The 10,623-nt window shown below is 61.5% G+C and carries 11 protein-coding genes and 2 pseudogenes; 5 read left to right on the forward strand and 8 right to left on the reverse strand.

The window, feature by feature from the left end:
- Positions 1-8: 8 nt before the first annotated feature.
- The 6 genes from ACXRVY_RS09335 to ACXRVY_RS09360 form a co-directional block, all read right to left on the reverse strand.
- Positions 9-782, reverse strand: coding sequence for an enoyl-CoA hydratase (locus tag ACXRVY_RS09335; protein ID WP_458237290.1), 774 nt, complete (start codon positions 780-782; stop codon positions 9-11).
- A gap of 13 nt (positions 783-795) precedes the next feature.
- On the reverse strand, positions 796-1,923 hold the full coding sequence (locus tag ACXRVY_RS09340; protein ID WP_457265982.1) for an acyl-CoA dehydrogenase: 1,128 nt from the start codon (positions 1,921-1,923) through the stop codon (positions 796-798).
- A gap of 141 nt (positions 1,924-2,064) precedes the next feature.
- On the reverse strand, positions 2,065-3,258 hold the full coding sequence (locus ACXRVY_RS09345; RefSeq protein WP_457265981.1) for an acetyl-CoA C-acyltransferase: 1,194 nt from the start codon (positions 3,256-3,258) through the stop codon (positions 2,065-2,067).
- A 12-nt stretch (positions 3,259-3,270) separates the two neighbouring features.
- Positions 3,271-4,032: an SDR family NAD(P)-dependent oxidoreductase gene (locus ACXRVY_RS09350; RefSeq protein WP_223463890.1), complete on the reverse strand. Its 762-nt coding sequence runs from the start codon at positions 4,030-4,032 to the stop codon at positions 3,271-3,273.
- 16 nt (positions 4,033-4,048) lie between these two features.
- The gene (locus ACXRVY_RS09355) at positions 4,049-5,713 is read right to left on the reverse strand and encodes an AMP-binding protein (protein ID WP_457265980.1); all 1,665 of its coding nucleotides are present in this window, start codon (positions 5,711-5,713) and stop codon (positions 4,049-4,051) included.
- Between the two features lie 137 nt (positions 5,714-5,850).
- A complete protein-coding gene (locus ACXRVY_RS09360; RefSeq protein WP_457265979.1) occupies positions 5,851-6,774 on the reverse strand; it encodes a carbon-nitrogen hydrolase family protein in 924 nt (307 codons plus the stop codon).
- Between the two features lie 84 nt (positions 6,775-6,858).
- Between ACXRVY_RS09360 and ACXRVY_RS09365 the strand changes: the two genes are divergently transcribed.
- On the forward strand, positions 6,859-7,767 hold the full coding sequence (locus ACXRVY_RS09365; protein WP_458237291.1) for a LysR substrate-binding domain-containing protein: 909 nt from the start codon (positions 6,859-6,861) through the stop codon (positions 7,765-7,767).
- A gap of 9 nt (positions 7,768-7,776) precedes the next feature.
- Here the strand turns inward: ACXRVY_RS09365 and ACXRVY_RS09370 are convergent, their stop codons facing one another.
- Positions 7,777-8,031, reverse strand: coding sequence for a hypothetical protein (locus ACXRVY_RS09370; RefSeq protein ID WP_057400121.1), 255 nt, complete (start codon positions 8,029-8,031; stop codon positions 7,777-7,779).
- 97 nt (positions 8,032-8,128) lie between these two features.
- On the opposite strand from ACXRVY_RS09370, the pseudogene ACXRVY_RS09375 reads away from it, so the two are divergent.
- Positions 8,129-8,209: pseudogene (locus tag ACXRVY_RS09375) on the forward strand (glycine zipper domain-containing protein); the annotation flags it as partial.
- 144 nt (positions 8,210-8,353) lie between these two features.
- Here the strand turns inward: ACXRVY_RS09375 and ACXRVY_RS09380 are convergent.
- Positions 8,354-9,394, reverse strand: a complete 1,041-nt coding sequence (locus tag ACXRVY_RS09380) for an Ldh family oxidoreductase (protein WP_457265977.1) — start codon at positions 9,392-9,394, stop codon at positions 8,354-8,356.
- A 122-nt stretch (positions 9,395-9,516) separates the two neighbouring features.
- On the opposite strand from ACXRVY_RS09380, the gene ACXRVY_RS09385 reads away from it, so the two are divergent.
- From ACXRVY_RS09385 to ACXRVY_RS09395, 3 genes and pseudogenes are all read left to right on the forward strand, one after another.
- The gene (locus ACXRVY_RS09385; protein ID WP_457265976.1) at positions 9,517-9,828 is read left to right on the forward strand and encodes a hypothetical protein; all 312 of its coding nucleotides are present in this window, start codon (positions 9,517-9,519) and stop codon (positions 9,826-9,828) included.
- A gap of 91 nt (positions 9,829-9,919) precedes the next feature.
- Positions 9,920-10,051, forward strand: a pseudogene (locus tag ACXRVY_RS09390) (peptide ABC transporter substrate-binding protein); the annotation flags it as partial.
- Positions 10,052-10,206: 155 nt separating this feature from the next.
- The gene (locus ACXRVY_RS09395) at positions 10,207-10,578 is read left to right on the forward strand and encodes a fe2+ zn2+ uptake regulation protein (RefSeq protein WP_223463112.1); all 372 of its coding nucleotides are present in this window, start codon (positions 10,207-10,209) and stop codon (positions 10,576-10,578) included.
- The last annotated feature ends 45 nt before the right edge of the window (positions 10,579-10,623 follow it).

A 10,623-nucleotide genomic window follows, 5' to 3' on the forward strand; every position in this document is an offset into this window, starting at 1 on the left:
ACGCCGCATCACTTGCCTTGGAACTCAGCCTCGCGCTTGGCAATAAACGCCGCCATCCCTTCCTTCTGATCCTGCGTCGCAAACGCCGCATGGAACACTCGACGCTCAAAGCGCACGCCTTCGGCCAGGCTCACTTCAAAGGCACGGTTGACGCTTTCCTTGACCATCATCGCAATCGGCAGCGACTTCTTGGCGATCAATGCCGCGACTTTCAGCGCTTCATCCAGCAACTCATCGCTCGGCACGATACGCGCGACAATCCCGCAACGCTCCGCTTCCACGGCATCGATCAAGCGGCCGCTCAGGCACATTTCCATGGCCTTGGCCTTGCCCACCGCACGGGTCAGGCGCTGGGTGCCGCCCATGCCCGGCAGCACGCCGAGGTTGATTTCCGGCTGGCCGAATCTGGCGTTGTCGCCGGCCAGAATGAAGTCGCACATCAGCGCCAGCTCACAGCCGCCACCCAGGGCGAAACCGTTGACCGCCGCGATGATCGGCTTGCGGCGGTTGGCCACGCGGTCGCTGTCGCTGAACAGGTCGTCGATGTAGATCTGCGGATAGGTCAGCTCGGCCATTTCCTTGATATCGGCACCGGCGGCGAAGGCTTTTTTCGATCCGGTCAGGACGATGCAGCCGATGTTCGAGTCAGCCTCGAAGCCATCGAGGGCCYGGTTCAGTTCGCTGACGATCTGTGCGTTCAACGCGTTCAGCGCTTGTGGCCGGTTGAGGGTAATCAGGCCCACGCGGCCGTGGGTTTCCAGCAAAATCGTTTCATAGCTCACAGGGGACTCCTTCTTATAAATTGCGCGAAATGACCATGCGCTGAATATCGCTGGTGCCTTCGTAGATCTGGCAGACCCGCACGTCGCGGTAGATCCGCTCCAGCGGGAAGTCGTTGAGGTAACCATAACCGCCGAGGGTTTGCAGCGCCGAGGAGCATACCTTCTCGGCCATTTCCGAGGCGAACAACTTGGCCATCGAAGCCTCGACCAAAGCCGGTTTGCCACTGTCACGCAGGGCGGCGGCGTAATGCACCATTTGCCGCGCCACGGCGATCTGGGTCGCCATGTCCGCCAGGCGGAACGCCACGGCCTGGTGCTCGATGATTGGCTTGCCGAAACTCTCACGCTCACGGGCGTAGTCACGAGCTGCTTCGAAAGCAGCGCGGGCCATGCCCACCGATTGCGAAGCGATGCCGACGCGACCGCCTTCAAGGTTGGCCAGGGCAATCCTGTAGCCTTCGCCCTCCTCGCCCAAACGGTTGGCCACCGGCACCTTCACGTTTTCGAAGAGAATCTGGCAGGTGTCGGACGCATGCTGACCGAGTTTGTCTTCGACCCGCGCAACGGTGTAGCCCGGCGAATCGGTCGGCACGATAAACGCGCTGATGCCACGCTTGCCAGCGCTCGGATCTGTCACGGCAAACACGATCACCACCCCGGCATTCTGCCCGGAGGTGATGAACTGCTTGCAGCCGTTGAGCACGTAGTGATCGCCTTCCAGGCGCGCACGGGTTTTCAGGCCACTGGCGTCGGAACCAGCCTGGGGTTCGGTCAGGGCGAACGCGCCGAGCATCGCACCGCTGGCCAGCGGTTTGAGGAAGCGCTCCTTCTGATCGTCGTTGCCGTACTTGAGGATCGGCACACAACCCACGGAGTTGTGCACGCTCATGATGGTCGAGCAGGCGCCATCGCCGGCAGCGATTTCTTCCAGGGCCATGGCGTAGGCCAGGTAACCGGTGTCGCATCCGCCCCACTGCTCCGGCACCAGCATGCCGAAGAAGCCCAGCGCGGCCATCTCGCCGATGGCTTCCTTGGGAAAGCGATGCTCGCGGTCCCACTCGGCGGCGAAGGGTTTCAGCCGTTCCTGGGCAAAGTCCCGGGCCATGTCGCGGATTTGTGTTTGATCGTCATTGGGGATCATGGTGAATCCTTGAAGTTTAATTGCCCCCTGTAGGAGCGAGCCTGCTCGCGAAGAACGTCAGGGCACCGCGTTCCTCCAGGCACCCCGCGTCATCGTTAACGCCCATCGCGAGCAGGCTCGCTCCTACAAGGGACTGCGTAGTCAGTAGAGGCATTCCACGGCCATGGCCGTCGCTTCACCGCCGCCGATGCAAATCGCCGCAACGCCGCGCTTCAAGCCTTTCTGGCGCAGGGCCGAAAGCAGGGTCACCAGAATCCGCGCACCGGACGCCCCGATCGGGTGACCGAGGGCGCAAGCGCCGCCGTGCACGTTGAGTTTCTCGTGGGGGATTTCCAGATGAGTCATCGCCGCCATGCCGACCACGGCGAAGGCTTCGTTGACTTCCACCAGATCGACGTCATTGAGCGACCAGCCGGTTTTCTTCATCAACTTCTTGATTGCGCCAATTGGCGCCACTGGAAACAGACCCGGGGTGTCGGCGAACGCGGCGTGGCCATGAATCACCGCCAAGGGTTTCAGGCCTTGCTTCTGTGCCTGGGACTGGCGCATCAGCACCAGCGCGGCCGCACCGTCGGAGATCGAACTGGAGTTGGCCGCCGTCACCGTACCGCCTTCACGAAACGCCGGCTTCAGCGAAGCGATCTTGTCCAGTTTGGCTTTTGGCGGCTGCTCATCATTGCTGATCACCACTTGCTCTTTGCCAACTGTCACGGTGAGCGGGACGATTTCGGCCTTGAAGCTGCCGTCCTTGATCGCCTGTTGGGCGCGGGTGGTCGAGGCGATGGCGAACGCGTCCTGGGCTTCACGGCTGAAGCTGTTGGTTTCGGCGCAGTCTTCGGCGAAGGTGCCCATCAGGCGGCCCTTGTCGTAGGCGTCTTCGAGGCCGTCGAGGAACATCGAGTCCTGCACCCGGCCATGGCCCATGCGGTAGCCGGCACGGGCACGGTCCAGCAGGTAGGGCGCGTTGGACATGCTTTCCATGCCACCGGCGACCACGATGTCGGCACTGCCCGCCACCAACATGTCGTGGGCCAGGATCGTCGCTTCCATGCCCGAACCGCACATCTTGTTCAGGGTGGTGCAGCGGGTCGATTTATCCAGCCCCGCACCCAGCGCCGCTTGACGCGCGGGCGCCTGGCCCTGCCCCGCAGGCAGTACGCAGCCGAACAGCACTTCGTCGATGGAATCACTGGCGACCCCGGCGCGTTCAACCGCAGCCTTGATGGCTGCAGCGCCAAGTTGCGGCGCCGTCAGGCTTTTCAGATCGCCCTGAAAACCACCCATCGGGGTACGGACGGCGCTGACGATTACAATCGGATCATTGGACATTGTCATGACAAATCCTCCTTATTTGGCGGCCATGCGCAAGGCACCGTCGAGACGGATCACCTCGCCATTGAGCATGCTGTTTTCAATGATATGCCTGACCAGCCCTGCGTACTCGGCCGGTTTGCCCAGGCGTGGCGGGAACGGCACGCCGGCGGCCAGGGAATCGCGGACTTCCTGGGTCATGCCAGCCATCATCGGCGTTTCGAAGATGCCGGGGGCGATCGTCATGACACGGATGCCGAAGCGCGCCAGTTCTCGGGCCGCCGGCAAGGTGAGGCTGACAATCGCGCCCTTGGACGCCGAGTAAGCCGCCTGGCCAATCTGGCCGTCGTAAGCCGCCGCAGAAGCGGTGTTGATGATCACGCCGCGCTCGCCATCGGCATCCGCTTCGGTCTCGGCAATCGCCGCTGCCGCGAGGCGCAGCATGTTGAAACTGCCGATCAGGTTAACGTTGATCACCTGGCTGAAACTGTCCAGCGCGTGTGGACCGTTCTTGCCGAGAATCTTCTCGCCACGCACGATGCCGGCGCAGTTGACCAGACCATTGAGGCCGCCGAAGGCCTTGACCGTCGCCTGCACGGCCGCTTCGGCCGCCGCTTCGTTGCTGATGTCCGCCACCACGCTGTGCGCGCCAAGGCGCTGGGCCTGGGCTGCAACGGCTTCGGCGTTCATGTCCACCAGCATCACTTTCGCGCCAGCGGCAACCAACACCTCGGCAGTAGCTGCACCGAGGCCGGAAGCGCCACCGGTGACGATAAAAATCTTGTTCTCGATCTGCATCATTGTTTCCCTGGATTCAAGCTGGAACGTTCTTCGCCGCGGCCTCTTGAGCCTTGGCGATTTCCTGGTTGCGCAAGATAAAGCGCTGCAATTTGCCGCTTGGGGTTTTCGGCAATTCGCTGACAAATTCGATTTCACGGGGGTACGAGTGCGCCGCCAGACGCTTGCGCACGTGCTGACGCAGCTCTTCGGCCAACTCGGGGGCGGCGCGGTATTGCGGACTGAGCACGACGAAGGCCTTGACCAGTTCGGTGCGCTCCGGATCGGGTTTGCCGACCACGGCGGCCTCGACTACGGCCGGGTGTTCGATCAGGGCACTTTCCACGTCGAACGGACCGACCCGGTAGCCGGAGGTGGTGATCACGTCATCGCTGCGACCGACGAAGCTGATGCTGCCGTCCGGGTTCCACTCGACGGTGTCGCCACTCAGGTAATAGTTACCGACAAAGGCCTTGGTCGGCCCGCCTTCGTAGCCGGCGAACCAGCACATCGGCGATTGGCTGCGGTCGATGGCCAGGATGCCCGGCTGGCCAACGCCCAGTTCCTGGTATTCGTCATCCAGTACCACGATACGGTGGCCCGGCGAGGCAAATCCGGCGGCGCCCATGTGAATCGGATGCTCAAGGCCGTGGTGGTTGCACAGCACCATGCCCAGTTCGGTCTGGCCGTAGTGGTCGTGGATGACCACGTCGAGGTTATCGGCGAACCAGCGGATCACTTCCGGGTTCAGCGGCTCGCCGGCGCTGCTGACTATGCGCAGCTTGCCCTTGATCGATTTGGCGAATTCATCGCCGCCGGCAATCAGCAAACGGTAGGCCGTCGGCGAACCGGTGAGGTTGGTAATCCCGTATTTGTTGATCACCCGGCAGGTGCTTTCGAGGGTGAACGGGCCGTCGTAAAAGGTGATCGGGTGCCCCATGGACATGGGGCCCGTGACACCGAAATAAATGCCGTAGGCCCAACCCGGATCGGCGACGTTCCAGAACGCGTCTTCCGGGCGCAGATCCACCGCATCGCGGGTGTAGCTCTGGAACGCAACGATGGCCTTGAGCGGCACCGACAGTGCTTTCGACGGGCCGGTGGTGCCCGAGGTGAACATCAGCAGGAACGGATCTTCCCCGGTCAGCAGCACCGGTTCACAGTCGGCGGAATAGTTGGCCAGTTCGGCCCAGAAACTGAAATCGCCGCGAACCAGGCCCTGCCCTTTGGGGCCGGTGACGGTCACCGTGGTCGGGCAATCGGCGACTTCGGCCAGTTTCGGCCGGTTCACCCCATCGGTGACCACCACTTTGGCGCCAGAGCAGCTCAGACGGTGCTCGATGGCTTTGGGACCGAACGCGGTAAACAGCGGTTGATACACCGCGCCGATGCGCCAGGTGGCGAACACGGTGATCAACAATTCGATATTGCGTGGCAACAGGCCGGCCACCTTGTCGCCTTTCTTCACGCCCTGGGCCTGCATGAAATTGGCGAAACGCGCGGCCTTGTCCTGCAGTTCGGTGAAGGTGTAAGCCGCGCTGCTGCCGTCGCGGCCTTCCCAGAACAGCGCGATGCGACCCGGCAAGGCATGCCGGTCACAGCATTCGACACAGGCGTTGAGGGCCGTCAGATTGCCTGCGAGTGCGGCATCGACGGTGTGCTGATAATTGAACTGAGAAGTAGCAGACAAGTAATCGCGCATTGCCAGAATCCCTCTGTGTTTTTTATTAGGTTGGGGGGAACCGTAATCAACAGGGAAATACTCGCTCTGCGCGGGGTGCCGGGCAATGGTCAAAGCTATCAAGTTGTCTGACTGCTTTGGCCAAAGCCCGCAGGGCATCAAGCGATGAAGTGCACCCCGGGTTTGGCGCGCTCGTCCACGGTCAGCTCGAACACATCCGGGCGGGCGTAGTGGCCGACCACGTCAAAGTCATAACGGGCGCGTACCAGGTCGTCGGTGTCGATTTGTGCAGTGAGCAGACCGGCGCTGTCGCGCAGAGGTCCGGCGAGGATGTCGCCCATGGGACCGACGATCACGCTGCCGCCGGCAATCAACGGCCGATCCGCCGGCCAGTTGGCGATGTCCAGGCCCTGGGCTTGCGGCGATGCCTGGACCTGGCAGGCGCTGACCACGAAGCAACGCCCCTCATGGGCAATGTGGCGCATGCTGACTTGCCACATCTCCCGTTCGTCCACGGTCGGCGCGCACCATACCTCCACGCCCTTGGCGTACATCGCCGTGCGCAGCAGCGGCATCATGTTTTCCCAGCACACCACCGCGCCGACGCGCCCGACCTGGCTGTCGATCACCGGCAAGGTCGAGCCATCGCCCTTGCCCCAGATCAGCCGTTCGGTACCGGTGGGCATCAGCTTGCGGTGTTTGGCCAGCAGCCCGGCCTGCGGATCGAAGTACAGCGCGGTGCAGTACAAGGTGCTGCCGGCGCGCTCGATCACGCCGATCACCAGATTGGCCCCCGTGCGTGCGGACAGCCCCACCAGCGCCTCGGTTTCGACACCGGGCACGTCAATGGCATTGGCGAAATAGCGGGCAAAGGCTTCGCGCCCTTCCGGCAGGCGATAGCCCAGCTGCGTGCCAAAGCCCTCGCCTTTGGGATAACCACCCAGCAGCGCTTCGGGCATCACCACCAACCCGGCGCCGGATTCGATGATCGCGTTTTCATAGGACAGGATCAGTTCCAGGGTTTGCGCCTTGCCACCGGGCAAGGCGCCGATTTGCAGGGCCGCAACGATTGACTTGGGCATTTCGAAAACTMCATTCGCATCAGGGGTTGCTCATTCTCCGGCGTCACATGATCATCAATAAAGACCGATTCACTGCTGAATGATATGAGCCAAATGAATATCACCGACATCGACCTCAACCTGCTCAAAGTCTTCGAAGCGCTGCACGAAGAGTCCAGCGCCAGCCGTGCCGCCTTGCGCCTGGGCGTGACGCAATCGGCAGTCAGCGCGGCCTTGCGTCGGTTGCGCGAGGTGTATGGCGATCAACTGTTCGTGCGCACCGGACGAGGCCTGGCCCCCTCGCTCAAGGCCAATCAGCTCAAACCGGTGGTCAGCGATGCCCTGAACAAATGCCGGCAGAGCCTGGCGATGGTCGATCCGGCCGCGCAACAGTACGAAGGTCGCTCGGTCACTGTGGGAATGTCAGATGATTTCGAGATTGCCTACGGCCGGCGGCTGATCAAAGAAATCGYCCGCAGTGCGCCGAAGTTGCGGCTGATTTTCCGCCAGACCCACAGCCAGATCGTCGCCCAGGCGTTGCTGGAGCGCAGCATTGACCTGGCTATTACCGCGGGCGGGTTTGCCGAGCGGCTGCTCAGCCGTCAGGTGCTGGGGGAAGGTGGTTATTTGTGCCTGGCGGACCCGTCGAGCCTGGTCGAGGGCCAGCAGAGCATCAGTCTTGAGGAGTTTGTGGCCCGCGAACACATTCTGGTGTCGTCCGGCGGTTTTATCGGGATTACCGATGAAGGATTGGCGGCGCTGGGACTGAGCCGACGGGTGTGCGCCTCGACTACGCATTTTGCCGCGTTGCCGCATTTGCTCAAAGGCAGCCGGGCCGTGGCGACCATTCCGGCCCATGCCGCCCGAAGCATCGCAACGCTCAGCGGACTGGCGCTGCTGCCCTGCCCCCTGGCGTTGCCGCGTTACCCGATCGAACTGGGCTGGCGCACCAGTACCCAGCTCGACCCGGTGGTGTTGAAAGTGCGCGAGGCGATTGTCGCGAGTTTCACGTGACGACCGATGTTACTTGTTGGCCGCCATCAGGCGATTGACTTCACTGCGCACCATGTTGGCGAATTCCGGGGGCGACATACCGTCCAGCTCGGCACGTACCCATTCAGCCCACTTGCCTTTGCGCTTGGCCCGCTCGCCGAACAACCGCGCGGCCTCGCCCTTGGCTTTGCCGAGGTTGTTTTGCCAGAGTTCGAACAGACGGGATTTCTCGTCTTCAAGCGCAGCGCGCTCGGCGAGGGGTTTGTCGGCCAGATTGAAGCTCATGGGAATTTCCTGCTGCGTAAAATAGGCGACATCTTACACTGTAGGACGAAATGTCCTGCGTCGGTTTTTCAGCAAGATGGCCTTCCCCGGCAAAATAATTGGTGGGCATCCATGGCAAACCGTGGCCATTTGCGTCGGGTTCGGTCTGGTCGTCGGGTTGCTGCTGGGCCAGCGATAAACGCGCAATCCGCCAGCCATGAAGTCCCCTGTGGGAGCGAGCTTGCTCGCGATGGCGGCAGTCCAGTCAACATCTGTGTTGAATAGGCTGACGTAATCGCGAGCAAGCTCGCTCCCACAGGTTCTACAGCGCCTGTTGACAGCGTCACTCCCCCGCCAGCTCCCGCAAGTTCGCCAGCATCTGCGCATCCAGCTCAATGCCATTGACCTGTGATTTGGCGCGTTGATGGTGACGCCGGTCACCGGGCAAACGCTTCAAGCCGACACCGTGCATTTGCCGCACCAGTTCCTGGCTGCGCTCGGCAAAATTTTGCCCCGCCGATTTGCTCGGGTCGATCACGATAAGCAATTGGCCAGTCCAGGGCGTCTTGGCGCCGGGATGGTTGTTCCAGTCGAATTCGAAGGAAAAATTGCCGCCGGTCAGTGCCGCCGCGAGCAACTCGACCATCATCGACAATGCCGAGCCCTTGTGCCCGCCAAAAGGCAGCAATGCGCCGCCCTCAAGAATCGCTTTCGGGTCTGTGGTCGGCTGGCCGAGGCTGTCCACGCCCATCCCTGCCGGCAAGCGTTTGCCCTCGCGTGCGGCAATTTGCACATCGCCATGGGCAATGGCACTGGTGGCCAGGTCGAAGACAATCGGTGCGCCATCGGCCCGCGGCGCAGAGAAGGCAATCGGGTTGGTGCCGAACAGCGGCCGGTCGGCACCGTGGGGCACCACGCAAGTCATGCTGTTGACCACGCTCAAGGCCACGAGGCCTTCATCGGCGAAGGGCTCGACATCCGGCCACAAGGCAGCGAAATGGTGCGAGTTACGGATTGCCAGCACCGCAATGCCGGCACTTCGGGCCTTCTGCACCAGTAGTTCACGTGCAGCCGCCAGGGCCGGTTGCGCAAAGCCGTTAGCGGCGTCGACCCGCACAAACCCTGAAGCCACATCTTCGACCACCGGAACGGCCTGGCCATTGACCCAGCCGCTTTGCAGCGTCGAAACATAACCCGGAATCCGGAATACCCCGTGACTATGCGCGCCGTCGCGCTCGGCACTGGCGCAGTTTTGCGCAAGCACCCGGGCAACGTCGGCCGACGTGCCGTGACGCAGAAAAATCTTCTCGAGCAAAGCGCTCAGCGCTTCGAATGACAGGTGTGACGAGATCGCAGTAGACGTGTGATCGTGTGGCGCAGACATCTGAAGCTCCAGACTGATTATTGGAGGGAACAACAGCGTACAAAGACCCGCCGATTAACAACGCGCGGCGAGCGACCTGTCAACCTTTCGCTCAGGGTCGATGAGGTATATCCGTATCACGAATGCCCAAGGCCCGTGCGTTAGCCTTGTCGATGGAAACACCCAAGGAAGAATTGTTCGCACGCTGGAACAGTGGACTGAAAAAGTGGGTCAGCCTTGATTCGATTCCGGATTCTGATCACGTCGGCAAGGCCATTCTACGGCTGACTGGCAGCAAGACCATGGAGAAGGCACGGGAAGCTTTTTTAAACGTGCAGGATCCGAAATCCCGAGCCGATGTCATTTTGCACAATGCCGACTCGATCGCCTTTCTGATCTGCGAAATGGACCGGCAACTGGACCCGGTGCCGGTCGCCACGACCTCTGACACCTGATCCCGACGTAATAACGCGCAGATCTGCGGATCTGCGCTGCACAGCGGTGTTTGTCTTGATCTCTTTTTCACGCGCCTCACGCGCACTGTGGATTCGCGTGACCGGTACCCAATTCAACGTCTGGATGTATGAAGACCAGGTCAAGGTCAATCTGATCGAAGGCTCGGTACTGGTCGGCAGCAACGCCGACCAGCCCGGTGACGGCTTGCGCCTCGACCCGGCGCGTTTTACCGCGTAATGGCGCATGGACTCACGGGTTGATCACGCGATGGCGACAAATTTTCTACATTTGAGCCTTCATGATTTGCGCTGCTCATGCGTCTAGTCTTGTAAGAGCGCCCACTTTTTCCTGATCAGGCTCTGAAAAGGAGTTTTGCAATGTACAACTCGCAACTGCCAACGGACGGTAGCAATGCGCCAAAGGGTACTTCCATGGGAGTCGGCGTATTCGAGCCGCGTACCGATCGCCACCGCAACGAGCGGATCAGGATCCTGCTCAAAAGCTTTGGCCTGCGCACCAGCCTGATCCGCCTGAAAGTCATCGATGCCCTGCTGACGGCCGCCGAAAACGACCGCAGCCTTGGCGTGCGTGGCGTGCACAGCCAATTGCTGGACCTGGACATTCCGTTGTCGTTTCTAAGCGTGCGTGAAGTGCTCAAGCGCTTGTGCAGCGAAGGTGTGATAGTCCTCAACCCCGACAAAAGCTACAGCCTGCATCCCCAGGCTGCCGCCATTCTACGCACCCCTTGATCGACTGATCAGGGCTTGACCTTGCGGCGCATCACACCATTGATG

The organism is Pseudomonas sp. P5_A2_2, from assembly GCF_054177685.1.